The following is a 25,340-nucleotide window of genomic DNA, read 5'->3' on the forward strand; positions in this document are numbered from 1 at the left end:
GGAGTGTAAGGACGGCTGGCTCTTCGCGCGGGCTGGCCGGGCGGTCGTGCCGGCGGTGCCGCACGGCCGCTGGCGCCGGTCGCTCACCCGCTGGCGCCGGGAGTCGCGGCGGTGTGCAGCCGGCGGTAGGAGTAGCGGTAGACCGGGCGGAAGCCGAGGGCGGCATACAGCTGGCGGGCCGCCGTACTCGTCTGCTCGACCTGCAGGTAGGCGCGGGACGCGCCCGCTTCGGCCGCCCAGGCCGCCAGCCTGGTGAGAACCGCGCGGGCGGCTCCCCGGCCGCGCGCGGCCGGCACGGTCGCCATGCTGTAGATCCCCAGCCAGTCGCCGTCCACGGTGCCGCGGCCGACGGCCACCGGCACGCCGTCCAACACACACAGGACGTATGCCGCGGGCACGGTGAGGTTCGCCAGCACCCCCAGCGTGCCGGCCCGCTGGCCGGCGAAGGTCGCCAGCACCTGGCCGGCGACGTCCAGCCAGACATCACCGACGGTGTCGAGCAGGATCGCCCGGTGACCGTCGGCGCCGGCGGGTGGGGAGCCGCCGGCGCCGACGGGGACGTGGCCGGTGGGCCCGGCGGCCAGCCGTTCGCGGATCTCCTCGAGGTCGGCGACGCAGACGTCGGTCGGCCCGGTGTCGTCGAAACCGGCCACGTCCAGCGCCTCGTGGATGTCCGCGGGCAGGGACACCGGCGTGATCTGGAGCGTTGGCGGCAGACCGGCGGTGGCGTAGAACTCACCGACCGCGTTCAGGGCGCCGGCGATGTCGCCGACGTCGCCGCGGGCCCACACGGAGTTACCGCGCCGGGAGGAGCCAGCCGACTCCCGCAGCACCCAGCCGCCCAGCCGCCGCTCGCGCAGGGGCGGCCACGCGCGATGCGCCAGATCCTCGAGCTCACGGCTGAGGTCGTTGTCAACCGGTTCGCCCACCGTGGGCGCCACCAGCGCGTCCGGGGCGGCCGCGGGCTGGCCGGGATCGCCGACCGGTTCAGCGGCCATGCTGTGATCGCCATCTGCCGCCCGGGAACAAACCCGTACTGACCACCCGTCCGAGGCTACCGGGTGAAGCACGCGGGCGGACCGGATTCCAGCCTCCAGCGACCTTTTCCAACCGATCTCCGGACCGGAGCCGGACGGTCGGTCCGACCTGGTACGCGCCCCGCCGTTGTGACAGCCGCGGGCGACAACCCCGGTCGTGTCCGGTCCAGCCTGCCCGGCTCTCCGCTCCCCGCTGGTGTTACGCCGGCCGTCCCGACAGAATCCACGAGCCGTCCTCACCATGCGCGGCCGTACTGGATACACAGCGCCGGGATATTGATGCGCTCGGGGTACATACCGGTCACCGCGGCCGGCTATTCAACGCACTAGCGTGACAGCCCCGGCGTGACGGCATTAGCGTGACGGCATTGGCATGACAGTGCGCGGCCTGCCGGGACGTCACCGGAAGCGGTGATTTTGTTACCTCGCCGTAACGGATGCTCAACCCGACGGGAACACCGAGGTTCTACTTTTCTTACAGTAAGATCGGACGTATCGCTGCCCGACAAAGGGGCCGGGCTCCTCCACAGGGGGCATGGAGTCGGAAATGTTGATGAACCCGCCACGCAAGGCCGTTTCGGCAGGTGCATCACGTGAGGCGATCCCGCCGCACAGCGTGCTGACTGAGTGGAAATCGCTTCACGACCGAGAGTCGTTGGAGGTCTACTCATGAGCAGACTGGTCACCCTTGTCGCCGCTGTCGATGCTCAGCCAACCCTGGAACAGACGGATTCGATGCTGATCGAACTTGGTCAGATGCCTCGTAACGCCGTCGTCCTGGGGCTGATCGATGCCCTACTCGAGTACCGGACGCTCCTGGTGAGCCTTACCTCCTGAGCGTCCACTCCTCACGCAGGCCGCGTTGGCCTGAGATTCTCCGCGGACCAGGATTCCCCAGAACGCGCGAAGAAGCGCGGCCGCGGGCTCTTCGTCCAGCCAGTCAGGTGGTCTCCTGTTACATGGCGACGAGACCACCTGACTGGTTGGCACACTTACCACCGGGAGATCCCGGACGGCTGCTTTCAGCGACCGAACACCAGCACGAGACGGTCACCGTACGCGCCGTGCCATGGAAAACTCCGCGACACGTACCCAGCCATGTCACGGAGCTCCGCAGCACACACCGGCGGCCGACCGCCGGGATACCACCGTGTTACGTGGTAACTACCGACCGAAGCGCTGGCCCTGCTGGCCCTGCTGGCCCTGCTGCTGGCCGAAGCCGCCCTGCTGCTGGCCGCGCTGCCCGGAGGCACCCACACCGACGAGCTCCTGCAGGCGGGTCTCCACGTAGCGCTCGCTGTGGTGGGTCTTGTCCGCGATCCGCTGCACGAGGTCGTTGACGTCGCGGGCGGCGTCCAGGTCCGCGGTGCCGACCTGACCGAATTCGTCGAGCAGACGGTAGCGGATCTGCTGCCAGTTCTGGCGAAGCTCCTGCTCGATCTGCTGCTGTTGCTGCTGCTGTGCCATTACGTTTTTCCTCTCGTCGTATACCGACCGAACGAGAAGTGACACTACCCCACCGGGTACTCGCTCGGTCAACCCCAACAGCCAACTTCGCAGGTTGTAATTCCGCCGGTTTCCCGGGGGTAAAATGGCGGCATGCCGTCAAAAGAAGAAAAATAGCCGGGAAAGAAGACCCGGGTCACCCGACGCCACAAGCGGGACGCTCCCCACCAAAAGTCGGGCAAATATCGGACGGCAGCCCGGCCGCGCGGTCACCCTGGGCCGGGCAGCCGCCACGCCAGGCAGGCATGCGGCACCGGTACCGGTCACTCCCGCAGTGCGCGCCAAGCGTCGACCGTACCGTAAGAAGCCATCCGACCGAGGTGTCCGGCCGTCATTTAGAAAACCTTCAACAAGCAGGTCCCAGCGGATATATCATGGCCCGCTGAAAGCTCCCTGGAGCTCCTTCCGTCCCAGCTCTCACAGCATTACCGAAAAATACCCAGGAAGACGGAACCACAGGCACGGGCACCGGCGGGCGAACAACACGTCCATATCATTTGTTCGTCCCATCGACAGTCGGGTACGCACAGCCGGCCAGGTCCGTCCGCCCCAGCCGACGACCGTCCGAAAGAAGGCGATCACGGGTATTTCGGCGCACTGCGAGCCATGACACCACGGATGGCACCGATACCGTCCGCGCCAGCGGGCAGCATGATTCCGCGATCTCGCGGGCGGATGGCCACCTCTCTCCTTGGACGGCTCTCCTTGGACGAACGACGTGACGGCCGCGGCCAACCAGCCGCGGAGGGAACGGCACACGGGCTGGGTGAGGCACACAGACTGAGCGGAGGCGGCCAACGAGCCGGTCCGGACAGGTCCGCGGGCGCCCCGCGAACGACGGGAGACGGCGGGAGTTCGTCCGGCGTGGCAGTGATCTCAGGCAGCGATCTCGGGCTGTGGATCGACGTGACGAACGCCTCGCCCCGCCGGCACGGCACCGGCACCGGCTTCTCCCGGCTCCGCGAGCCGGGCTGGAACAACCCGCTGTGGCAAGMCGGCCCGCCAGGACGGGAACCGGCAGGCAGCGACGAATCCGGGATGCCTGGACGGCCGGCGGCCGGAACCGTCCGTTGCCCCGCCGACCCGGACGTTGTGYCCGAGCCGGCCGCCGGATGGTGGGCACAATCACGGCACTTCCCCGGAACATCCACCAACAGCCATCCGATAACATGACGACATCGAATGGTGGATTCATCGACGTACCCGCACCGGGGGCAAACTCGAAGGAGGCGGTCCCGGAGGGGGCACGGCCGGCGGCGGACGAATATCCCCGCGAAGACGGCGCCTTCGAAGAAGGACGATGTTCCCTGCGAGAACAGCGTGACCAGATCGGTCCCAGCAGGCTGACAGTTCGTCAGAACCATGATGACAGTCAGGATCCTGACGCTTTCCCAGGGCCGGACGTACTCTCAGGAATAGGGCATTCATCGGACGGTCTCGTCCTGGTAACGCAGGCTGGCGAGACGGACCGCGAACTGCGCGGCCACCCGCGGATTGCTCGCGAGGACCGGCACCACGCTCGTCACCAGCTTCAGCTCCCGCACCGCCCGTAACACCTCGAAACCCGGCCAGCGCATGACGTCGAAACCGTACGTGGCGGCGAGCGTCGCGTGCTGCTCCGGCGGATAGCCGAACCGCAGCCGTCCGACGGCCAGCGGGATCAGATCCCATTCGGGCGGCCCGTGGCAGGCGGCGTCGAAATCACATATCAGCACCTCGCCGTCATGAGCTCTGACGAGATTTCCCAGATGGGCGTCGCCGTGGATGATCCCGGCCGGCAGGGCGTACACCACGCGTTCCAGCGCGGCCTCGCACCGGGCGGTCAGCCGTTGCAGAAACGCGAGGTCGGCGGCGGGCAGCCCCTCGGCGTCGGCGAGACGTAACCGGACGTCGGCGAGCGGGTCGAAACCGGGCAGGGGAACGTCCGGCAGTGGCAGGGTGTGCAGCTGGCGCAGCGCGACAGCAAGATCACGTTCCGTCGGCGGGCCGTCGGTCCGTGACACCCCGCCCGCCGTGGCCGCCCATCCGGGCGCCGGACGACCCCTCGCCGCGTGCTCCGACGCCGCATGCCCGGTCGCCGCCCGCCCGGTCACCGGACGCATCGTCGTGCCACGCGGCGGCACGACCCGCCCCTGCGCCGCATGCCTGGTCGGGGGCCCGTGCCCGGCCGCCGGCCCACGGGCCCCGGTAGGCGGCTGGACGTCCCCGCCCACGGCCGGTGGGGGGATCCCGGCGGCCGGCTCCGGCGGCTCTCCCGGCCCCACCGGACCCTCGCGGCCGGCGTCGATCCACAGGGTGGCCACGGTGTCCGCGATCCGCAGCGGTGCCGGCAGGCCCGGCGCCAGGCGCACGGCCGGGACGTCGTGGCGGGCCAGCCAGCGAGCGACCTGGACGACCTTGTCCGCCCGGTGCGCCATCGCCCGCGACCCGGATATCCGGACGACCACCCCGGCCCGGGGCAGCCGGAAGACCGCGTTCGCCGCGATTTTGATCATTTCCGCGTCCTGGCCGTCCAACCCGGCCGCCGCGCAGATCTCCCAAAGAACTTCCCAGGCCCGGGCGACGGTGAAACGCCCGCCACCGGCGACCGGACCACCCGCCGGCCTTCGCACGCCGTTCAAGTGATTCACGTGATATGCACCGTCCGTTGTTGTTCCGCTACGGAGGTTGCGTGGGGCCGGCGTCGGCCACGGCTCACCGCTCGTGCCCCGCGGGGGCCTTCGTCGCGGCAGCCGCCGCTCCGGCAGCCTGTGTGCAGGCAGCCTGTGTGCCGGCAGCGTCCGCTCCGGCGACAGCCGCGTCCGGGCCGGCTGGCTGTCGCTGGCCTTCCCGCTGCCACCCCCGGACGTACGCGGCGAGTTCCCGGACCTCCCGGACCTCCCCGTGCGCCCGGGTCACCGCGAGCAACTGGTCGGCCCGGTTCGACGCCGACGCCACCGCGCGTCCCCAGGAGATCGAGATCGCCTCGGTGGCCAGCGCGCATACCCGGTCGAGCTCGAGGCGGCCCTGACGGGCCAGCGCCAACGCCAGATCAAGACGGATCACCGACCGGAACCCGGGCGCGTTCATCGCGTCCAGCCGCGGGATGGCGAGCTGCGCGTGTTCCTCGGCGGCGCGGGACCGTCCGAGCAGGCACAGCGCCGTGGTCGCGTTGTAGGCGACCTCGACCGGGTGAAAGGTGTCGAAACCCGGCCCCGGAGATCCCCACTGTTCCACGGGAATCATGTCGGCGAGCTCGTAGGCCAGGTCGAGCGCCCGCGCGGCGCCCCGGACGTCACCGAGCGCGGCCAGCGCGCGGGCTTCCTGGCAGACCAGCCGAGCCCGCACCGGGCCCGCGTTGACATACCGCAGCCCGTCCCGGGCGAGTCGCAGGGCCACGTCCGGACGACCGCCGTAGAACTCGGTGACCGCCCCGATCTCACGCGCGGACCCTCGCAACGGGCCGTCCCCGGCCCACTCTCCGGCCGCGAAACCAGCGGCGGCCAGGGCCCCCGCGACCTCGGGCTCACCCAGCTTGAAAGCGGCGTCGGCGTGCAGGACAGTGGCCCGGCCAGCGGCGATGCGCAGCCGGCGGGCATCCGAGGCGGTCAGTTGACGCTGGGCGAGCTGGTCCAGGTAGTGCCGCAGCCGGAGCGTCTCGGTGACCACCTGGGCGGGCGAGGTCTGCTCGTGGGTACCGAGCAGTTCGGCCAGCTGTCCCTCGGCATGGGCGATCGCGGCCTGCGCGGTCGTGCCGTGCACGTCAACGAGATCCGCGAGCGGCGTGTCAGGGAGGAGCGCGCCCACCATGGCGGCGCCGGCATACAGGTGGAACTGCCTGCGGTCGGACATCGGCGGGTCCGCGGCTGCCACCGGCTCGGGCAGCGGAGGCTGCCCGTCCGCGGGGGAGTCCCCGGAAAACCCGGCAGCCAGCTCGTCCGGCAGGCTCGTGTGGCCTGGCGGCGCCGGTACCGCGCGGGTATCCAAATGATCATCTGGAGGAGTGCGGGCCGCCGGGATCGCGACCGGCATGACCGGCGGGGTGGACGGAGCGAGCCGCGCGGTGTCCAGCACCGCTGGCCACGTGCCGGCCGGGCCGGCCGGCAGACCGGAAGCGGTGCGACCGGGCCCCTGCCGCGGCTCCTCGCGCGACGGCTCCTCCCGCGGCTGCCCTTCGTGCGGCTGCCCTTCACACGGCTGTTCGCGGGACTCCCCACTCGGCAGGAATTCCCGCCGGACCGGCTCCACCGATCCCGTTGGCCCGGTTGGCCCCGTTGGCCCAGGCTCCCGGGGCACTGGCAGGAACAGCTCGCCAGTATTGATCATGATTACCGCACTCCCTGGCCTCCCTGTCGGTGAGGCAACTCGTTCGCCCACCCGGGCGAACTCTCCTGGTAGCGAGAATGTAACTCAAGGTAACACAAAAAAGTGTCGAAGTGTCGCGACCCGACAGAGAAGCGGGAGAGAACACGCACGGACCACGGCACAAGCGATCATCATCCGGGCCAATCGGACGTCACAGACAGTAATCATTCTCGGTCCAGTCCGGCCCCGTCCCGTCCCGTCCCGGACAACCCACCATGATGATCCGGAGATGACGTGTCACTTCGGATCCACAGGCCACCAGGAAGCCGACCAAGCAACGCGAACCCGTCCCGCAACCGATCAAAAACGCGTGACCGAGCACTGTAGAAGCACTGTCGAATCATGCGAGTGAGGGAACAAACCGCTGCCACCGCAGCCATTTCCACCCTCGTTTTCCTGGTCAGGGCARGGCGCGTGGTTGACCGGCCGTCATTCCTGGCGGGCCTCAGGATCCGTCGGTGCTTCGGGCACGGGTATCCCCGCGCAGACCGGACAGCCAGACCGCCGCCTCGTGGAAGGCATCGTCGGACGTGCTCGGCCGCACCACCCCGGCCCGTCCGTCCGCCCGCGAATAACTGCCCAGGAACCGGACCTCGGCGCAGACGCGGTGCAGGGCCGACAACGCCTCCCCGACCCGCGCCTCGGACACGTGCCCCTCGCAGTCGACCGAGAAGGAGTACCGGCCCAGCCCCGCGCCGGTCGGCCGGGACTCCAGCCGGGTCAGGTTGACCCCCCGGACGGCGAACTCGGTCAGTATCTCCAGCAGTGCGCCGGGATGGTCGTCCCGTTCGAACAACACCACCGTGGTGCGGTCGGACCCGGTGGGCGGCGGAGGCGGCGCCGGGCGGGTGACCAGCACGAACCGCGTCTGCGCCCCGTCGACGTCCTGGACGTCGTCGGCCAGCACCGACAGTCCGTAGCGGGGGGCGGCGAAGGCGCCGGCGAGCGCGGCGTCGACCTCCCCGGCCTGCACCCGGCGCGCCGCCTCGGAGTTGCTGAACGACGGTTCCCACCGCGCGTCGGGCAGGTTCTTGGCCAGCCACCGGCGGCACTGCGGCTGGGCGTGCGGATGGCTGGAAACCGTGCGAACCGCATCGATCACGGTCCCGGGCCGGGCCAGCAGAGCGAACCGGATCAGGAGCACGACCTCGGCGGTGACCTGGAGCAGATCACCGCTGGCCAGTTCGTCCAGAGTGGTCGACACCGAGCCCTCGACCGAGTTCTCGAACGGGACGAGCGCCCCGTCGGCGTCCCCCTGACGGACCGCGTCCAGCGCTGCCGCCACGTTCGGCAGCGGGTCGAGCTGGGCCCTGTCGGCGATCGGAAGGGTCATCAGCGCCGCTTCGGAGAACGTGCCGGGCGGCCCCAGATAGACCAGACGCGTCGTTGACRTCATACCGACGACCTTCCGGATGTCATGCCGACAGCCTTCCACTTGGACGGGGTGGGACCGCCGGGGCGGGCAGCGTCCCCGGGGCGGAGCCGGTCACCGGGGCAACGGACATCGCGGCAGCCCCGACCGTGCCCGGGAGAGGCCCGGCCGTACCCGGGAGGAGAAGAGCCCGGACGCGTCCCCAGCGGATCTCCCAACGGTACGGGGTCTCGGACACCGGATGAGCGGACACCCGGTATACGAGACCGGGCCCATCGCCAGCTCCGCGCGTCTCACCTCGACGATCCTACGATCCGGTGACGGATCGCATCCGCGGGCCCCGCTCCGCCGGCCCCCGACCGCCCCAGCGCCTGACCGCTCCAGCGGACCGGGCAGCGGCGGCATGGGCGAGCCGTCGGCGCGAGGAGGCGGCGGAGATCAGGCGGCGGACCCGTAGGGTCGGCGGTATGGATACGGAGGATGTGCGGCTCCTGCTGGACGCCGTGGCCTCCGGCACGGTCGGGCCGGACGACGCTCTGGCGCGCCTGGCCGCGGGCCCGCTCGGCGACGGCAGCGGCTGGACCGACCTCGGATACGCCCGTGTCGACACCCACCGCGGACTCCGCACCGGCGACCCGGAAGTCGTCTACGCCGCCGGCAAGACCCCGGCGCAGACGGTCGGCATCGTCGCCGAACTGCGGCGGACCGCTGGCCCCGGCCGTCCGACGCTGGTCACGCGGGCCGACGCCGCCACCGTCACGGCGCTGCGGGCGCGCTGGCCGAACGAGCTCACGACGTCCGCGCAGACACCGGCCGAGGCACCCGGCGGAGCTTTCGCCGCGCTCTCCGCCACGGCCGGCCACACCGCTGCTGCCACCACCGACCACACCGCCGGCCACACCAGCACCACCAACCACACCGCCGCCAATCACCCGGTCGGCCACGCCAGCCACTCAGTCTTCGCTGGTCATGCGGCCGGTATCTCGCAGACCGCGGCCACGGTTGCCATCGGTCCGCTGCCCGCGGCCCGCGGCCGGGTCGTCGTCGTCTGCGCCGGGACGTCGGACGCCCCGGTCGCCGCGGAGGCCGCGCTGACCGCCCGCGCGTCCGGGGTGGGCGTTGAGACGATCATGGACGTGGGGGTCGCCGGGCTGCATCGCGTCCTCGCCGTCCGTGACCGGCTGGCCGAGGCCGACTGCCTGATCGTCATCGCCGGCATGGAGGGAGCCCTGCCGAGTGTGATCGGCGGACTGGTCGGCACACCGGTCGTGGCCGTCCCGACCAGCATCGGTTACGGCGCGTCCTTCGGCGGGCTCACCGCACTGCTCGCCATGCTTACCTCATGCGCTCCCGGCATCGCCGTGTGCAACATAGACAACGGTTTCGGCGCGGGCATCTTCGCCGCCCGTGTCGCCCGCCGTTCGGCAGTGGCCAGCGCCCCCCAGCCACAGCCGTAGGCAGAAACCGTTGTCATGACGACCCTTTCCACCTACGGCTTCCGCGCCTGTAGGTGAAAAACGTTGTCATGACGACGGAAACCACCTACGGCTGACGGCTGGAATCCGTCGGAGGCCATCCATGGCTACGGCCGGCAGCCGTAGGACGTAGGTTGTAGGTGGAAAGCAGCTGTGCGTCGCCGGCGTTGACCGGCGACGCACAGCTGAAAACAATCACAAGAGGGCTGTTGTGACGGCTGTTCTTATCGGTGGCTTCGGTTGATGGCTCTGATGAGGTCGGCCTTGCGCATCGTCGAGCGGCCGGGGATGTCGAGCTCGCGGGCCACCTCGCGCAGGTGTCGCACCGGGGCGTTCTCGTCCACGGCCTCGATGGTCAGCCTGGTCCCGCCCGGGGCCGGGGGCCGCTTCGCCGTCCGATGGCCTGACGGGTGACCTCCTGGCGAGTGGCCTGACGAGCCGGTGTCCCTGCTCGAGGCCGAGGCATGCTTCACCGGCCGCTGGTCCGAAGGGCCGGCGTCGTGCTTCGGCTCCCAGTGGTTGCCGACCTTCTCGTGGGTGCGCCTGAGCGTGGCGAACGCCGTCCGGTGCGCCCGCACCCCCTCGCCGTAGGTCCCGACCGCGCTGTCATGGGTCTCCTTCCAGGTGCGCACCGCCTTGTCGTCGGATCGGGCAACCGTCGAGGGCACGTCCCGCCGCATCTCGTCGATGTTCTTTCCTGTCATGTCCGGTACCGGTCCTCACGTACTCCGTCTTGTTCGGGTTCACTGTCGTGTTCGGGTCCCTTGTTCGGGTTTGTTGTTCGGGTCTGTTGTTCGGGTCCCTGTTGTTCAGGTCCGCTGTCGGTTCGGATGGGTGTTTCGCCCGGATCGCTTCCGGGCTCTCCTGGGGTGTTCGGAACGGGCTCACGCGAGCCGGCGGGGTTCCGTCCGGGCCGCGTCGCGGCCGCGCGCCGGTCAGTGCTCTCGGCGGTGGGAATCCCGACGGGCGGGAATGCGGCGGCCACCGGCACTGCCGCGGCGCAGGCCGGTCCCCCGGTCGACCCGGCGCACCGCATCGCCGCCTTCGGCCCGGTGCCGTTCCTGGCTGATCCGGTCCCTGATCAGATCCAGCGCCCGGTCACGGTCGCCTTCGTCGAGTCCGTGCATGAGACTGTCGAAAACACTCAAGAGTTCTCCCCGGAGCGAAGATTGCGGAAAATGTCCCGATTTTTCTCGTTGCAAGAACTTCTTTGTCCGTCTCCTCTGTCCGTCTCCCTTCGGCTCGGCGATGGGCCGGCGATGGCCGGGGTGCGGTGTGTTCGGCGGTAGACCCGGGGTGCGCCGGGTTTCCCCACCCGGCGGCCGCGGGCGGGATTCGCGCGGTCCCGTGGGCCAGCGGGCGGCTCCGGTCTCGCGGGCGGCCCCGGTCCGCCGTGCCGGGAAGGGGCAGGCGGTGGCAGGCCGAGCCCGTGCGAGCCAGGCCTGGAGCGACGGTAGAACCGGGGGCCGCGCCGACGGCCATGTCGACAGGCCACATGTCGACAGGCCGCGTCGGCGAGCGGGCCAGTTGGCCGACAGCGTCCCCCGCGCCCGGCCCCCGCAGGGAAAGCGCCTCGGATGTATCCGTGGCCGGCCCCGTGACCGGTCAGCGCGACGGCCGGCGTCCCGGGGCGCRTCGCCGCCAGCGGGACCGAGCCCGACGATGTCCAGACCCGGCATCCAGACCCGGCGGAACAGGTGCACACTGGTTCCGCACCGCGCGAACATGCTCAGGGAGCCTTCCCCGGGCAACGCCGTCGAAAACCGCAACGTCGCCGAAAACCGTCACCGAAGACCGTTGTCGAAGACGGCGGGACCGGTGAAAGCCGCCGGCCGGGCAGCGGCCGCGGCAGCGGGCCGTCATACACCGCTCCCGCAGCCTCCCCCGTGGCCCCTTTCGACCGGTATACACGCAACCGAGGGGGATCCGACAAGAACAGAAAAAGCGAGGAGCCGAACGGAAGATGGCTTTCGCCCGGCTCCGGACGGGGTGGCATCCCAAAAGATCGACACTCTGAGTAATAATAGTTTCCCTCGCTATTCTCGGGGAAACTCCGGACGCATGGCCACGTCACCATGCGAACCACTTGCGACTCTGGGTAATAATCAGTGCRCTCCTGATCCTGGACACCCCGGACCGGTCCCCGCGGGGACGCTTCCCGATCGGGACGGGGCCGATCGGGACGGAGCCGATCGGGACGGAGCATCGTGCGTCCAACCATCCCCACCACTGGAGAACCCCTACCTGTGACCAGTCGTGACAGTGGTCGTTACCGGTTGTCCCGCTACCGCCCAGCCGGTGGCCGCGGCCCGGCCGGGACGGTCGTCGCGCTGCGTGCCCTCGGCCTCAGCGACCTGCTGACCGTCCTGCCCGCCCTGCGCGGCCTGCGCCGAGCCCGGCCGGACGCGCGAATCCTGCTTGCCACGCCACGCTGGCTGGAACCGGTGGCGCTGCTGTCCGGGGCGGTCGACGGTGTCGTGGACACACCAAAACTCGGCCCGGTGGCCGTTCAGCGGCCGGCACTGGCGGTGAACCTGCACGGCCGGGGACCGGCCTCGACGCAGGTGCTGCGCGCGACGGCGCCAGCGGAGCTGTGGGCCTTCGACCTGGCGGGCGGGGTGTCCTGGGATCGGGACGAACATCGAGCCGGCAACAGGCAGCACGCCCCGCGTGAACACCACCGCGACCCGCGGGAGCCGCAGGCCGGGGAGGAACGCGAGGTGGCGCGATGGTGCCGGCTGCTGGAGGCACACGGGGTCGCGTGCGATCCAAACGATCTTTCCTTGCCCCGGCCGACCATCCCCCCGGTCGTCGGTGGTGCGATAATCGTGCATCCAGGTGGCGCGCACCCGGTCCGTCGATGGCCGGCGCGGCTGTGGGCTCAGGTGGCGCGGGCACTCGCCACCAGCAGCCACCAGGTGGTCGTGACGGGCGGGCCGGAGGAGACAGAGCTGGCGCGGACGGTGGCGCGGGATGCCGGCCTGCCCCCGGCGGCAGTGCTCGCCGGATCGATCGACCTGCCCGAACTGTGCGCGCTGGTGGCCGCCGGGTCGCTGCTGCTCGCGGCCAACACCGGGATAGGCCACCTCGCGACCGCCTACGGGACGCCGTCCGTACTGCTGTTCGGACCGGTGTCACCGGCCCGGTGGGGACCACCGCCCGACCGCGGCCAACATGTCGCGCTGTGGTCCGGGGAGCGGGGAGCCGCGGACCGGAACGGTTCCGCCGCGACCGGCACCGAGCAGGGCCTCGCCTCGATAACGCCAGCGGACGTCCTGCGCGTGGTGGCCACGTTGCCCGGAGGGCATCCTCCAAGCCCACCCCCCAGCCCGTGAAGGACCGGATTCCACCGGACGTCTTCGGGGTTTCGGGGGTTGGGGACCCGCAGGTGCTGTTGGCCCGCCCTGCGAGTCGTCGACCGGCCCGGGATCTTCAGATCACGCGGATCGGCGCTCGGACGGCCGCCTGTGTCGAGTCAGCGCCCACCGGGCAACAACGCCCACCGGGCAATAATCTGAACGAGTAATCCGAACAAACGATCCGGAAAACTACCCGGCCGATATCCGGACGGGTCTGCCGCGTGTCCACTTCTCGGTCGTGCCGGTGTACCCGCCGGCGCTCACCGCCGGCTTTGCGATCTTTCGGGCGCGTGGGCATTCACCCCGGTGGCCCGGTATTCGCCGGTGGACGTCGGCCGGCTGGCCGGCAGCCCATGGCCACCAGGCCGACGCTCAATTCGCGCCGATCTCCCTGGAAATCGCGTTCGGGCCCTCGTACACACGGTCCGGGATCTTCTCCAGCAGTTGGATGACGCGTTGGTCGGCGCCATGTGACCGGGCGACGGAGAGGATCTTCTCCCGGTTCGCCGGATAGTCCACACCGCCGAGGAACTTCTGTACCTGGATGGGGTTCGTCATGGTGTCATCCCTCACCACGCTCGGCCGGTCAAAACCCGCTGTCGAAGATTTCCACGTGTTTCGGCCGCATCCGGTGCCGGGCACCGGACGGGCCACCAGGCGGGCCACCGGGTGCGCGCCCCGGACACGGGCGTGTCCAGGTGACGGTGCAGCGCGGCTACCGGCTGTGACCCACCGTCGTCGCATGCCGGCGGGACGGCTCTATCCTTCTTGCGTCATCCTTCACGTTCCATCATGTTCCTTCATGTTCCTTGCATCAGCCTTCTCGCCTCCCACCCGCCGTCCCGCCGTCCCGTCCGCGCTGTCCGCGCTGTCCGCGCTGTCCGCGCTGTCCGCGCTGTCCGCTGATCATTCCGCGTGGCTCGAGCGTCCCGCTCGAACCCGACCCGCCGTTCGGGGCCGACCTGCTGATGACCGACGCCAGACCACCCTCCGCCCACCCCCGGTCCGCCCAGCCCGCCGGGCCGGATCCCGCCGCCGGGCAGGTACGGCTCGGATGGCTCGACCTGTCCAGTGGGGCGAGCGGGGACATGCTGCTCGGCGCCCTGATCGGCGCGCTCGCCGGGATGGGCCGGCCCACCGGGGTCATCGGCGAGGCCGTCGACGCGCTGGGGCTTCCCGTCCGGCTGGATGTCAGCAGCACGTCCAGGGCGGGACTGGCGGCCACTCGCGTCCATGTGATCACTGATAGTGATATCGCCGAAACCGGCGGGGGCGACGGGACCATCGCGGCCGCCCCCGTCGCCGGACCTGGCACGCATAAAGATCATCATGGGCATCGCCATCATCACGGCCCTGGCGGCGACGGCCGGCCCGGCGGGCAGGGAGACGGGCAGCCTCGCCGCACCTGGCCGGACGTCCGCCGGCTGCTGACCCGGGCACCACTGGCCGACACGGTCCGCGAACACGCGCTGGCCACCTTCGCCGCGCTGGCCGAAGCCGAGGCGGCCGTCCACGGCATCCCCGCCGACGAGGTGCACTTCCACGAGGTCGGGGCGCTCGACGCGCTCGCCGACGTGGTCGGCGCCTGCGCCGGGATCGCCGCGCTCGGCCTCGACCAGCTCGTCGTGTCCGCGGTGGCGCTCGGCGGTGGATCGGCCCGTACCGAGCACGGCGTCCTGCCGATACCCGGCCCGGCCGTGCTGGAGCTGCTGCGGGCCGCTGGGCTGCCCGGCCACGGCGGGCCGGTGGACGTGGAACTGTGCACGCCGACCGGGGCGGCGCTCGTGGCCGCCCATGCGGACGCGTCCGGCCCGCTCCCTCCGATGCGGGTGTGCGCGATCGGGGTCGGCGCCGGCCGACGCGACATCCCGGGCCGGCCCAACATCGTCCGACTGGTCGTGGGGTGTGCCCCGCGCCCAGGCCCGCTGATCTCGGTGCCGGCGACCGGCGGCCGCGCGTCCCTTCCCCACGCTCCTCTTGCCCGCGCCCCCCGGCTCCCCCACGCCTCCCAGGCGCCGGACAGCTTCGCGCCGGATGTCGCGGTGGACGCTCCCGTCCCGGATGCCGCCACGCTGGAGGCTCCCGGCGCGGGCGTTCCCGGCGCGGTCGACGAACTGCTCATCGAGACCAACGTCGACGATCTCGACCCACGCGCCTGGCCGGAGATCATGGCCGCGCTCCTGGCTGCGGGCGCCCGTGACGTCTGGCTGACGCCGATACTGATGAAGAAGGGCCGTCCGGCGCACACCCTGTCGGTGCTCGTCCGAGCCCCGCACGCCGACGCCGTCCGGCGGCTGGTCTTCCTGCACACCCCCACCCTCGGTCTGCGCGAGACAACGGTGCGCAAGCGGGCCCTGGACCGAGCCTTCCGCACCGTGGACGTGGGCGGCGAAACCATCGCCGTGAAGATCGGCATGCTTGCCGGCGGCCGGGCCGTCACCGCCCAGCCCGAATGGGACGACGTGCGGCGGGCCGCCATCCGGCTGGGGCAGCCGACCCGCCGGGTCCTGGCGGCGGCGGCCGCGGCCGCGCTGAACACCGACGGAGCGCCCCTTCCCACGGCCGGCCGCGACGGCGGCAGCGGCACCGACCTCAGGGATGACACCGCCACCACGGACAACGCCCACACCGCGAGCAACGTCCACATCATGAGCAACACCAACAGAACGGGTAAAACCGGCATGGCGGACGACGCCGGCACCGGTGACGACAGCACGCAGACCGGCATGCCATCCTGAGCCGCGTCCAGCGGGCATCGACCGGCGTGGACGATGGGAGATCGACCGGACGGGCTCCCACCGGGCGTGCCGCCGGCGTCCGGAGGTACCCGCGACCCAATCGGGCAACCGAACCGGCCGATATGTCAAGGTAGTGGGATTTGGACGTAGTGYACCGTGGACGCGAACCGATTGCAGGGGGAGTGACAGTCGATGTCACCGTCATCGTCCCGCTCCTACCCTCCGCCGGATCCGGTCGAGTCGGGCAACGAGACCTCGAACGGGACCTCATACACCAGGGAGACCTCGTACACCGTGCAGCCACGGCAGGAGCCCGGGCGACGGGCCGGCACTACCGGGGATCCGCAGTTGATGAACGGCYGCACGCCGCCGCGCACCGGTGTGAACGGCTCCCCCGGCACCGGGCCGGCCGGGCCGCCGCCGGTACCACCGCCACCGTCACCGTCACCGTCCCGGGCAACGCCGCCGCCCGTCGCGCCACCTGGCGGCGAACGCGGTTTCGACCCGCTCACCAGCGCGTGGCCGGAGGTGGCCTACCGGTCGTCCTCGTCCTGGCGCTCCCCCGGCCCGAGCAGACCGGCGTCGGACGGTGTACCCGGCGGTTTCGCCGTGGTGGACAGGTACACCGCGACGGACGACGTCGCTGCGGGCCCGAGCGCGGCCGGCGGCGGCACAGCGGGCAGGCCCCCGGCTGACAGGCCCGTGGTCGGCGGCACCGGGCCCCGGGATGCCGGTGGGGACGCTGCCGGCTCGTGGTCCCGGCCGTCCACCAATCCGCTGGTCGACCCGTGGGGGCCGCAGCTCGGCGGCGGTCCGCGGCCGGCGCCGCCGACGTCCCCCATCTCCGCGTCCACGCCGTCTGCCCCGTCCACGCCGTCCCCGATGTCCGCACGGTCGCTGTCCACACCGTCCACGCCGTCCGTGTCCACAGCGCCGTCCGCGTCCACAGCGCCGTCCGCGTCCACGGTGTCCCTGCCGCCCTCGGGCCTACCGCCGTCGAGCGCACCCGGCGTGTCCGTGAGCGGGCTGACGCAGGACATCACCGGTACGGGTGCTGCCGGCGCCGGAACCCCGCCGGTCCCGAACGCACCGGCGCCGACCGCGGCAGCCTTGAACGCACCGGTCGCGAACGGCCGGCCCTGGCCCGAACYACCGACCTACGATCCGTTGTTCGACCAGGACACGTTCACCAGCGTGCCGCCCCCGTCCGCCGACCGTCGCACGCGCGCTGTCCCCTTCCGGCACGAGGAACGTCCCGGGGAGGCCCGGCGCCCTCCCGAGCCACCGGACGTCGGTCACAACCATGCCGCCCCGCTCCCCGGCCAGAACCACCCGGAGCAGGACCAACGAGGGCAGGAACAGGGGCCCCGGGGACGAGGGCAGCAGGACCGGGACCAGCCGCCGCACACGCCGGCGTCCACGCAGCACCCGGCGGCCGTAGCGCCACCGCCTCCAGCGGCCGAACCGCCGTCGGGACCGTCCACCGCGCCGTTCCCGACAGCGCCCGGTGGGGATCCGCTGTTCCCGGACGACGAGCGCCCGCGCGGCGGGCACCAGCCCGAGCCCGGCCTGCCGTTCCCCGGTCCGGCCGGAACGGCTTTCCCATACCCCGACAGTCCTTATCCGAGCACCGAGTATCCGGCGCCGGCCCCCGGCCCCCGGCCAGCGGCCAGCGGCCAGCAGAACAGCCGACGGCCATCCGACAACAATTTTCACGTTACTGGCGGCTCCGCGGGGAGAAACAGCCAGCGGCCGCCCGACAACGACTTCCAGGTGACCGGAGTCCCCGCGGAGCGGAACAACCGAGAGAGCCCCGACAGCGATTCACGCGCACCGGGTCCGGAGTTCGGTCCGACTGCCACCGGAAATCCTGGAAGTTCCGGAAATCCTGGAAGTTCCGGAAATCCTGGAAGTTCCGGAAATCTCAGAGAATCCGGAGAACCGAAACGGCCGGCAACGGACGACGGTACGTCCGGCCGGCTCATGACCAGTGCGCTGCTGCCGGCCCGGCCGGCTGTCCCCACCCGGGGCTGGCGCAGAATTCTCTTCAAGGTTTCCGGCGGAAGAGTCAACCCGGGGCCCTCCGCCGACGAGGCCCGCCACCGCCTGCTGGTAGAGCACATCGGCACGCCCCTGAACGACTGCCACCGGATCGCGGTCATGTCCCTGAAGGGCGGCGTCGGCAAGACGACCACCACGGTGGGGCTGGGCTCGACCCTGGCCAGCCTGCGCGGAGACCGGATCGTGGCGATCGACGCGAATCCCGACCGCGGGACGCTCGGGGCCAAGGTGCCGCGGACATCCGAGAACACCGTCCGGGACCTGCTCGACAATGCCGACTCGGTGAGCCGTTACGTGGACGTGCGCAGGTATCTGTCGCAGGCCGCCAGCCGGTTGGAGGTACTCGCCTCCGCCAACGCCCCGGAGCTGTCCCAGGCGTTCACGGACACCGACTACATCGCCGTCGACGGCATTCTGGAACGCTACCACTCGATCCTGCTGACCGACTGTGGCACCGGAATGCTGCACAGCGCCATGCCCGCCATCCTGGGACTCGCCGACACGCTGGTGATCGTGAGYAGTTCCAGCGCGGACGGCGGTGCCTCCGCCAGCGCCACCCTGGACTGGTTGGACGCGCACGGGTACACCGCGCAGGTGAAGAACGCGGTGACGGTCATCTCGACTTTCCCGGTGAACCGGGAGTCGGTCGATCTGGACGCACTCGAACAGCATTTCGCCGCCCGCACTCGCCGAGTCGTCCGGGTACCTTACGACCCGCACCTGGCGGTCGGCGGAAACATCATTCTGGAGGAGATGCGGAAAGCGACCAGGAAGGCTTTTCTGGAAATCGCCGGCGCGGTCGCCGAACGATTCGGGCTGGAAAGCCGAAAACCGCCCGGCCAGGCTCCCGGGGCTCCCGCTGCTTCCAGGATTCCCGCCCGACCGCTGGAACCGGTCGAGGAGGTCCGGCAGCAGATCCGGTAGGGACCGGCCAGCCCGCGGCGCCGGTCGGATGGCGGCCGGCCCGCACGCTTCCGGCAGGCCGCGGCCTGCCCGAGCGTGTCCGGTGCGCTCAGCGGGTGATGGCCGCCGTCAGCGTGCGGACACCGGGCCGGCGCAACTGGTTGGCCACCGTGGTCTGGCCAGCCACGATCCGTCCGAACAGGCCGAAGCCACCCGGGACGGCGGCCAGGAACGTGTACAGCAGGCCGGGATGGCGGACGAAGACCGCCTGCACCTCACGACCGGCGTCCATCTCGGGGCCGAGGACCGCCTCCACCTGGCGGGGGTAGTCGTCCAGCGCGCGCGGCTCGCCGGCGGCGACCCGCGCGGCCGCCTCCCCGGCCAGCCGTCCCGAACGCAGCGCGAAAGAGATCCCCTCCCTCGTCCACGGGTCGAGCAGGCCGGCCGCGTCCCCGGCGACCAGCACCCGGCCGCGGCGCAGCGGCGAGCCCGCGGCCCGCACCCGCGTGAGATGCCCGGAGTCGTGCAGCGGCGTCACGCCGTCCAGGCCGAGCCTGCGCACCATGTCGGCGTAGTAGGAGCGCAGGGCGCCGCCGTCGTCCCGTGAGCCGATCACACCGACGGTGAGGATCTCGCCCTTCGGGAACAGCCAGGCGTACGAGCCGGGCACCGGGCCCAGGTCGATCAGCATCCGGCCGGCCCAGCGACGCGCCATGGCGGCGTCGACCGGGAACTCGCCCTCCAGGCCGACGTCGACCTGGTCGAGACGGACCCCGACGTAGGCACCGACCCGCCCGGACGTGCCGTCAGCGCCGACGACGACCCGCGCGACGACGTCCGGGCCACCGCGCACCGCCACCACCACATGATCGTCTATGGCATGATCGTCTATGGCGTGACTGTCCGTGATGTGACCATCCGCGACGCGGCCGGCCGCGATGTCACGGCCGGCGCCGGCGTCGTGTTCACGTATTCCCGTGACGTGGGTGCCGGTCCGGATGACCGCCCCGGCGGCGCGGGCCGACTCGACCAGCGCCTGGTCGAACTCCGCGCGCATCACCATGGACAGCATCGGCCGGCCCGGCCGCCGGCGGGTGCGCGTCAGCCGACCGTCGATGGCGATCGTGAGCTGGTCGACACTCGCGCGGGTCAGCCGCGACGGATCGACACCGGCATGATCGACCGACAGGCCGACCAGGCCGCCGCCGCAGGTCTTGTACCTGGGCAACTCGGCGCGTTCGAGCAGGCACACGGTGGCGCCGGCCCGGGCCGCCGCGCGGGCCGCGCTGGCCCCCGCCGGACCGGCGCCGACGACGACCACGTCGAACATGCCACCGACCGGCTCCGACCGATCGGTGGCGGTGGCGGTGGCGGTGGCGGTGGCGGTGGCGGTGGCGGTGGCGGTGGCGGTGGCGGTGGCGGTGCGATCATGATCGTCCCGTGACGCTGGCGGCCGGGCCCCATCAGCCACCGGCCGGTCAGGTGGGTCGGACGCACTGGGCGCGCCGGAGGCGCCTGGCGCGCCGGGCAGGTCGTCGGGCGGGCTGGGTGGCATCAGCGCAGGGTGAGGGTCCGGCCGACCACACCGGCGCGTACCCGGCGTTCCAGCGGGGTGAGCGGGGTGCGGTTGGCAATCGCGTTTTCCAGTTGGTCACGCAGCGTCGCGGCAGCTTCCTCGCAGCTCGCCGCGTCGGCGTCCGGCGCCAGATCCCACACCGGAACGACCAGGCCGTCCACCCGAAGCGAACCGACAAAACGGGATCCGTCGCCCACGGTAAGACTGTTGGCCGCCGCGAGCCGGGTGAGGGCGTCCAGCAGTGGCTCCTCGTCGTACGGCTGGACCCAGCGCAGATGTGCCCGCTCCCCCGGACGGCACCAGTAGGCCGCGTCCACCGAGGTCAGCCGGGCTGTCGGGACCACGGCTGCGTTCGCCCGCTCCAGCAGGGCCACGACCTGCGGATCCGGGCTGCCACCGTCCTCCGACGGCGGGAGCCACCAGGTGAACCCGGAGTGGACGGTGATGTCCAACGGCGCGGGATCCAGCAGGTCCGCCAGGGTCGGAGCGGCCCGGCTGCCGTCCCCACGCGCGCTTCCCGCCGCGGCGGGCCGCGGGATGACGGGCGTGCCGGGATCGGCGTCAAGAGCTTCGAGCAACGCCCGGGCGATATCCGCGCCCGCGTCGTCGCTGGCGATACCGGTCTGCATCGCCAGCAGGATCTCACCGTTGTCCCGGACAAGCGCGGGCACGGCCTGCGGCAGCATCGTGCCGAGCATGATGGAACGGCCGGCGTGCTCAGGGTGCTCCTGAAGGTGACCGGCGGCCAGCGTCAGCGGGGCGGTCGCGCTGGGCACCAGCTCACGCAGAGCCACCAGATCCGGCTCGTCGACCCGGCCGGCGAAGGGCCGCAGAACGGGTGCGGGCCGCCGCCGCACACCGTGGCACGCCTTGTAGCGGCGCCCCGACCCGCACGGGCACGGGGACCGCGGCCCAACGGCCGGGAACTCCCCCGGCTCCGGCCAGGCGGCGGCCGATCCCGCACCGGTCCCGAACGCCGCGCCACCGGCGGGCAGGCCGATGGTGGCGGCACCGGACGCGGCGGACGACGGCACAGGGACACGGACGGTCTGTCGGCGGGCGATCGCGTACTCCTCGGGTTCGGCGGGGCGGCGCCCTGACGGCGGGTACGGGCCAAGGCTAGTACCCGCGTCCGACGCTCCCGGGCATCGGCACGAAGCGCCGGCAGCCCGAACGGGACAGGCCGGGCCGGACCGGGACGGCCACGCGGTGGGCGGTTCTCGAGGGAGCGGCAGCGATCATAAAACGGCCAGGTGGTCACCGATAGGCTCGGGGCGGCAGAGCGTTGGGAAGCGACGGCGCGGCGAGAGAGAGGCTGCATGAGCATCGACCAGCACGAGCTCTTCGGCGACGCAGCGGCGGTCACCCGGCGGATTGGAGTGGTGACGTTCCCGGGTTCGCTCGACGACCGGGACGCCGCCCGCGCGGTCCGTCTCGGCGGCGGCGAGGCCGTCCCGCTCTGGCACGGCGACACCGACCTGTCCGGGCTGGACGCGGTCGTCCTGCCCGGCGGGTTCTCCTACGGCGACTATCTTCGCGCCGGTGCGATCGCGCGCTTCTCCCCGATCATCGGCGCGGTCGTGGACGCGGCCCGCGACGGGCTGCCCGTCCTCGGCATCTGCAACGGATTCCAGGTGCTGTGCGAAGCCGGGCTGCTGCCCGGGGCGCTCACCCGCAACGCCGGCCTGCACTTCGTCTGCCGGGACCAGTCGCTGCGGGTGGAGAACACCGCCACCGTGTGGACGTCGGACTACACCGCCGGCGACGAGGTGGTTATCCCCGTCAAGCACGGCGAGGGCCGCTACGTGGCCAGCCCGGAGACACTCGCCGAGCTCGAGGGCGAGGGCCGGATCGTCGTCCGCTATCTCGGCGGGAACCCGAACGGCTCGGTCGCCGACATAGCCGGCATCTGTAACGCGCAGCGCACGGTCGTCGGGCTGATGCCACATCCCGAACACGCCGTCGAACTCCTGACCGGCCCCGGCTCGGACGGCCTGGCCATGTTCCGCTCGGTTCTCTCCCACCGGCCCCTCCTGCACCAGCCCGCCGCGGCGACCGACTGACCGGCCGGCGGCCAGGCCGGAGCCGGTCAGACCAGCCGGGCCGAGACAGCCGGGCCAGGGTGGCAACGCGTCAGGTGAGCAACGCCTCGGCAAACCGGCGGAGCCAGACCTCGAACGGATCGTTGCCGGCGGTTATGCGCAGGACGACCTGGTCGGCACCGGCGGCGTGGTATTCACGGACGCGGGTGACGATCGTGTCAAGGCTCCCCCACGCGGTCACCGCGTCGACGAGCCTGTCGTCGACGTCCGCGATCTGTTCCTCCGTGAATCCCTGCCGGAGGAAGTTGCGCCGGTAGCCGGGAACGGTGCCGAGGAACCGCAGCGGTTCGGCGGCCGCGGCCCGTGCGGCGGTGGGATCCGTCTCGGGCACGACCGACAGCAGCACCGCCAGCGCCGAGTCCGCGCCGAGCGTCGCCCGCGCCCCCTCGACGTACTCCGGGGTGACCAGGAAGGGGTAGGCACCCGCGGCACGGTCGCGGGCGAGGGCGAGGACCGCCGGGCCGAGCGCGGCAAGCACTCGTGCGGCCGCGGGTACCACCGGGGCTTCGGTGTYGAGGTCGTCGAGGTAGGAATTGAGCGTTTGCAGCGGCCGGGCACCGTGTGCGCCACCGAGGCCGACGACGAACCTGCCGGGCGATGATTTCTCGAGGTCCGCATGTGCCTGCGCCACCTCGCGCGCCGGCACCACGTCCACCGAGAGAATGCCGCTGGCCACCTGAATATGCTCCGTCGCGCGCACGACGCGGCCGATGACAGGCAGGTTGTTGCCCTGGCCGCCAGGCAGCCACAACGTCGAGTAGCCGAGGGCTTCCGCCTCCCGCGCGATGTCGATCTCGGCGTCGGGATGATCCGCCGAAAGTCCAGAAGCCGCGATACCAACAGGTCCAAGAGTCACCATAGCCCGCACAACCCCTCGGCCGGACGTTCCTGTTCCGCCTTCACCAGGCCCTTCAGCGGATCCTTTTCAAGATCTTTTCGTCAGGCTACACCGATAACGAGATCAAGGACGCCTGAGCCGGAGCAAACGCCTGCAGCGCTCGGCCGCCCACCGGACGACACCGGAGGTTCCAACAGGAAACGAATATGTCCATTTTATCCGCTGTCCCACCCGACCCCACTTGGACACCGCGGGCTGGGACCTCGATGATCGGACACCAGTTGGGACTTCGACGTGCCTGCCCTGTCGGCGGTCACCAACGGGTCAGCTTCTCGTCGTCTCCTCGAAGTGCATCGCCACCAGGAGTGACTACATAGCCGTTCTCTTCCAGGACCCGGATCGCATCTTCCGGGGCATCGCGGACCAGCGCCGCGATCTGGCGATGACGCCAGCGGACGCGGCCGGCCGAGATGGCGGCGCGCCAGCCCGGTTGTGCGTCGACCCCGCACTCACAGATCAGGAACTCGATGAAGTCCTCCAGGCACGGCCGCATYCGCGCTCCTCCGACCGGCAGATGCAGCGACGACAGGCTGCGAGGTGCCTTGACACCTGTGTCTGCGAGGAACGCGCTGAAAGCACCTCGCTCGGCGTGGAGCTGCCAGTGTGCGCTGGGCGAGCGATACGAGTCCTTGACGAAGTCAAGCCGGATCAGCGGCTCCCTGTGAAGATCGGATGTGAGGACGAACCGGGAGGACTGAATCGCCAGATAGCGGCCCTGATGGTCGACCTCGCAATGGAAGGAGATCCGTAACGAGCCGAGGACCCTCTGATTCGCATAGAGCTGGACGAGCTCCGGCTCCAGGTCGGCCCCTGCTGGCCGTATCACRAACCGTGTTCCCTGTTCGACGGCCTTCACCACATGGTTACCGGGCAGTGTGGCTTCCAGGAGCTCCTGCACCTCGGCGGCGAACTCGCAAGCCTTCGCCGACAGGAACGTGCTCATAGGGTTACATCATGCACCAAGCAGAAAGTCGATCTCCTCCAGCTCGATTACGGTCGCGAACTCGTCGCCCGCGAGGTCGTAGGCGTCACGCCGCGCGCGAAGCTCCTCGGCGGTGAGGCCGATCCGCTCCAGGATCACACGCCGACGCTCCTCCAGCTCCTCCCTGGTGGGCCTGATCACGTTCGACCGCATGGCACCCTCCTCCTGGCTTACAGCCAAAGTAAGCCACACAGGTCCGACGTTTTCGCGCAACCTTGAAAAGAGAGATCCTTCCAGCCACATGTTGCCRCTCCTCACTGGCCTTCAGAGGATTCGGCGATCGGGACGACCCRCTGCCGGCAGAGCCGCTGTCCTCCTTCCGTTGCGCGAGAGCGCTGGATAGCGCCGCTCATGCCGCCTCACCGTTCGGTGAGGCACTCCCGGTCTGACCCGCTCGCGCGGTGCCGGGTTCCCGCTTCACGGGCACCTGCCGCGCGAGCGCGGTCTTACGGTCGCCTCCACGGGCGTTTTGCGTCTCCGATGTACTGGCGGCGACGAGTTGACGCAGGTTGATCGCGGCGTTGTGGTCGCGGTCGGCTACTAGGGCGTGTATCGAAAGCGCCGGTCACAGCCACCCGTTGCTCTGAGGCAGGGGTAAACCGCTACTTCAGCGGTGGATGTGGCGAGTACGGTGTGGCTGTGGCCGGTGATCGCGTGCAGCGGCGGTCACGGAGACAGACGCGCGGACGCGAAGGAGCGAATGGTGCCAGGCGCTGTACTGCGAGGGGTGACTCTGGACTGTGCCGACCCGCAGACGCTGGCGGGCTTCTACGGTGCACTGACCGGGATGCGCGAACTCTTCAGTACGGACGAGTTCGTCGCTCTGACGGACGACTCCGGCTGTGATCTGGGATTCCAGAGGGTTGACGGATACCGGGCTCCGCAGTGGCCGGGTCAGGACGTGCCACAACAGTTCCACCTGGATTTCCGCGCTGACGACCTCGATGCGATGGAAGAGCTGGCCCTGGAACTCGGCGCGGCCAAACC

21 protein-coding genes and 1 pseudogene are annotated in these 25,340 nt (G+C 70.9%); 7 read left to right on the forward strand and 15 right to left on the reverse strand.

The window, feature by feature from the left end:
* Nucleotides 1-83: 83 nt before the first annotated feature.
* A complete protein-coding gene (locus tag BL254_RS18570) occupies nucleotides 84-998 on the reverse strand; it encodes a GNAT family N-acetyltransferase (RefSeq protein WP_076844278.1) in 915 nt (304 codons plus the stop codon).
* A 708-nt stretch (nucleotides 999-1,706) separates the two neighbouring features.
* Here BL254_RS18570 and BL254_RS27315 point away from each other — a divergent pair.
* Nucleotides 1,707-1,874 carry a hypothetical protein gene (locus BL254_RS27315; protein ID WP_013871802.1) on the forward strand — a complete coding sequence of 56 codons (168 nt, stop codon included), beginning with the start codon at nucleotides 1,707-1,709 and terminating at the stop codon, nucleotides 1,872-1,874.
* Between the two features lie 327 nt (nucleotides 1,875-2,201).
* Here the strand turns inward: BL254_RS27315 and BL254_RS18575 are convergent, their stop codons facing one another.
* From BL254_RS18575 to pheA, 4 genes are all read right to left on the reverse strand, one after another.
* Complete coding sequence (locus BL254_RS18575) at nucleotides 2,202-2,504, reverse strand: hypothetical protein (RefSeq protein WP_047224155.1); 303 nt, start codon at nucleotides 2,502-2,504, stop codon at nucleotides 2,202-2,204.
* Between the two features lie 1,463 nt (nucleotides 2,505-3,967).
* Nucleotides 3,968-5,173 carry a phosphotransferase family protein gene (locus tag BL254_RS28605; RefSeq protein ID WP_235433685.1) on the reverse strand — a complete coding sequence of 402 codons (1,206 nt, stop codon included), beginning with the start codon at nucleotides 5,171-5,173 and terminating at the stop codon, nucleotides 3,968-3,970.
* A gap of 64 nt (nucleotides 5,174-5,237) precedes the next feature.
* Entirely contained in the window at nucleotides 5,238-6,596 is a 1,359-nt protein-coding gene (locus tag BL254_RS18590; RefSeq protein WP_371390901.1) for a hypothetical protein, read from the reverse strand.
* Nucleotides 6,597-7,332: 736 nt separating this feature from the next.
* Nucleotides 7,333-8,283 carry a prephenate dehydratase gene (gene pheA / locus BL254_RS18595; RefSeq protein WP_076844287.1) on the reverse strand — a complete coding sequence of 317 codons (951 nt, stop codon included), beginning with the start codon at nucleotides 8,281-8,283 and terminating at the stop codon, nucleotides 7,333-7,335.
* 443 nt (nucleotides 8,284-8,726) lie between these two features.
* Here pheA and larB point away from each other — a divergent pair, with 443 nt between their 5' ends.
* Nucleotides 8,727-9,716: a nickel pincer cofactor biosynthesis protein LarB gene (gene larB, locus BL254_RS18600; protein ID WP_047224152.1), complete on the forward strand. Its 990-nt coding sequence runs from the start codon at nucleotides 8,727-8,729 to the stop codon at nucleotides 9,714-9,716.
* Between the two features lie 242 nt (nucleotides 9,717-9,958).
* Here the strand turns inward: larB and BL254_RS18605 are convergent, their stop codons facing one another.
* Together BL254_RS18605 and BL254_RS18610 are read right to left on the reverse strand one after the other, a co-directional pair.
* A complete protein-coding gene (locus tag BL254_RS18605) occupies nucleotides 9,959-10,438 on the reverse strand; it encodes a ChaB family protein (RefSeq protein ID WP_047224151.1) in 480 nt (159 codons plus the stop codon).
* 231 nt (nucleotides 10,439-10,669) lie between these two features.
* Nucleotides 10,670-10,882, reverse strand: a complete 213-nt coding sequence (locus tag BL254_RS18610; protein WP_139342396.1) for a hypothetical protein — start codon at nucleotides 10,880-10,882, stop codon at nucleotides 10,670-10,672.
* Nucleotides 10,883-11,980: 1,098 nt separating this feature from the next.
* Here BL254_RS18610 and BL254_RS18615 point away from each other — a divergent pair.
* The gene (locus BL254_RS18615; protein ID WP_052914789.1) at nucleotides 11,981-13,069 is read left to right on the forward strand and encodes a glycosyltransferase family 9 protein; all 1,089 of its coding nucleotides are present in this window, start codon (nucleotides 11,981-11,983) and stop codon (nucleotides 13,067-13,069) included.
* 396 nt (nucleotides 13,070-13,465) lie between these two features.
* Here the strand turns inward: BL254_RS18615 and BL254_RS18620 are convergent, their stop codons facing one another.
* Nucleotides 13,466-13,651 carry a DUF2795 domain-containing protein gene (locus BL254_RS18620; protein WP_013871714.1) on the reverse strand — a complete coding sequence of 62 codons (186 nt, stop codon included), beginning with the start codon at nucleotides 13,649-13,651 and terminating at the stop codon, nucleotides 13,466-13,468.
* Nucleotides 13,652-14,061: 410 nt separating this feature from the next.
* Here BL254_RS18620 and larC point away from each other — a divergent pair, with 410 nt between their 5' ends.
* Entirely contained in the window at nucleotides 14,062-15,831 is a 1,770-nt protein-coding gene (gene larC / locus BL254_RS18625) for a nickel pincer cofactor biosynthesis protein LarC (RefSeq protein WP_052914788.1), read from the forward strand.
* A gap of 533 nt (nucleotides 15,832-16,364) precedes the next feature.
* Here the strand turns inward: larC and BL254_RS18635 are convergent.
* Nucleotides 16,365-16,871, reverse strand: coding sequence for a hypothetical protein (locus BL254_RS18635; protein ID WP_076844291.1), 507 nt, complete (start codon nucleotides 16,869-16,871; stop codon nucleotides 16,365-16,367).
* Between the two features lie 943 nt (nucleotides 16,872-17,814).
* Between BL254_RS18635 and BL254_RS26320 the strand changes: the two genes are divergently transcribed.
* Complete coding sequence (locus BL254_RS26320; protein WP_139342397.1) at nucleotides 17,815-18,816, forward strand: MinD/ParA family protein; 1,002 nt, start codon at nucleotides 17,815-17,817, stop codon at nucleotides 18,814-18,816.
* Between the two features lie 88 nt (nucleotides 18,817-18,904).
* Here BL254_RS26320 and BL254_RS18645 read toward each other — a convergent pair whose 3' ends face one another.
* The gene (locus BL254_RS18645) at nucleotides 18,905-20,125 is read right to left on the reverse strand and encodes a geranylgeranyl reductase family protein (protein ID WP_047224173.1); all 1,221 of its coding nucleotides are present in this window, start codon (nucleotides 20,123-20,125) and stop codon (nucleotides 18,905-18,907) included.
* 224 nt (nucleotides 20,126-20,349) lie between these two features.
* Nucleotides 20,350-21,405 carry a DUF5926 family protein gene (locus tag BL254_RS18650; protein ID WP_076844294.1) on the reverse strand — a complete coding sequence of 352 codons (1,056 nt, stop codon included), beginning with the start codon at nucleotides 21,403-21,405 and terminating at the stop codon, nucleotides 20,350-20,352.
* Between the two features lie 285 nt (nucleotides 21,406-21,690).
* On the opposite strand from BL254_RS18650, the gene purQ reads away from it, so the two are divergent.
* Nucleotides 21,691-22,434: a phosphoribosylformylglycinamidine synthase subunit PurQ gene (gene purQ / locus BL254_RS18655; RefSeq protein WP_047224146.1), complete on the forward strand. Its 744-nt coding sequence runs from the start codon at nucleotides 21,691-21,693 to the stop codon at nucleotides 22,432-22,434.
* A 70-nt stretch (nucleotides 22,435-22,504) separates the two neighbouring features.
* Here purQ and BL254_RS18660 read toward each other — a convergent pair whose 3' ends face one another.
* The 4 genes and pseudogenes from BL254_RS18660 to BL254_RS28610 all read right to left on the reverse strand — a co-directional run.
* Nucleotides 22,505-23,332 (reverse strand): TIGR03620 family F420-dependent LLM class oxidoreductase, encoded by an 828-nt coding sequence (locus BL254_RS18660; protein ID WP_076844296.1) that lies wholly within the window; start codon nucleotides 23,330-23,332, stop codon nucleotides 22,505-22,507.
* Nucleotides 23,333-23,624: 292 nt separating this feature from the next.
* Nucleotides 23,625-24,314, reverse strand: coding sequence for a hypothetical protein (locus tag BL254_RS18665; protein WP_047224144.1), 690 nt, complete (start codon nucleotides 24,312-24,314; stop codon nucleotides 23,625-23,627).
* Between the two features lie 9 nt (nucleotides 24,315-24,323).
* A complete protein-coding gene (locus BL254_RS18670; RefSeq protein WP_047224143.1) occupies nucleotides 24,324-24,506 on the reverse strand; it encodes a hypothetical protein in 183 nt (60 codons plus the stop codon).
* Nucleotides 24,507-24,702: 196 nt separating this feature from the next.
* Nucleotides 24,703-24,897 (reverse strand): annotated as a pseudogene (locus BL254_RS28610) (IS607 family element RNA-guided endonuclease TnpB); the annotation flags it as partial.
* Nucleotides 24,898-25,071: 174 nt separating this feature from the next.
* On the opposite strand from BL254_RS28610, the gene BL254_RS18680 reads away from it, so the two are divergent.
* Nucleotides 25,072-25,340: VOC family protein (locus BL254_RS18680; RefSeq protein WP_076844310.1), on the forward strand; the 269-nt coding region annotated here is incomplete at its 3' end.

It is taken from the genome of Protofrankia sp. BMG5.30 (assembly GCF_001983005.1).
Taxonomy (GTDB): Bacteria; Actinomycetota; Actinomycetes; order Frankiales; family Frankiaceae; genus Protofrankia; species Protofrankia coriariae.

Coding starts and splice junctions, on each gene's coding strand:
- BL254_RS18570 (WP_076844278.1), bottom strand. CDS start 998: ATGGCCGCTGAACCGGTCGGCGATCCCGGCCAGCCCGCGGCCGCCCCG.
- BL254_RS27315 (WP_013871802.1), top strand. CDS start 1,707: ATGAGCAGACTGGTCACCCTTGTCGCCGCTGTCGATGCTCAGCCAACC.
- BL254_RS18575 (WP_047224155.1), bottom strand. CDS start 2,504: ATGGCACAGCAGCAGCAACAGCAGCAGATCGAGCAGGAGCTTCGCCAG.
- larB (WP_047224152.1), top strand. CDS start 8,727: ATGGATACGGAGGATGTGCGGCTCCTGCTGGACGCCGTGGCCTCCGGC.
- BL254_RS18605 (WP_047224151.1), bottom strand. CDS start 10,438: ATGACAGGAAAGAACATCGACGAGATGCGGCGGGACGTGCCCTCGACG.
- BL254_RS18620 (WP_013871714.1), bottom strand. CDS start 13,651: ATGACGAACCCCATCCAGGTACAGAAGTTCCTCGGCGGTGTGGACTAT.
- larC (WP_052914788.1), top strand. CDS start 14,062: ATGACCGACGCCAGACCACCCTCCGCCCACCCCCGGTCCGCCCAGCCC.
- BL254_RS18635 (WP_076844291.1), bottom strand. CDS start 16,871: ATGTCCTGCGTCAGCCCGCTCACGGACACGCCGGGTGCGCTCGACGGC.
- BL254_RS18645 (WP_047224173.1), bottom strand. CDS start 20,125: ATGTTCGACGTGGTCGTCGTCGGCGCCGGTCCGGCGGGGGCCAGCGCG.
- purQ (WP_047224146.1), top strand. CDS start 21,691: ATGAGCATCGACCAGCACGAGCTCTTCGGCGACGCAGCGGCGGTCACC.
- BL254_RS18670 (WP_047224143.1), bottom strand. CDS start 24,506: ATGCGGTCGAACGTGATCAGGCCCACCAGGGAGGAGCTGGAGGAGCGT.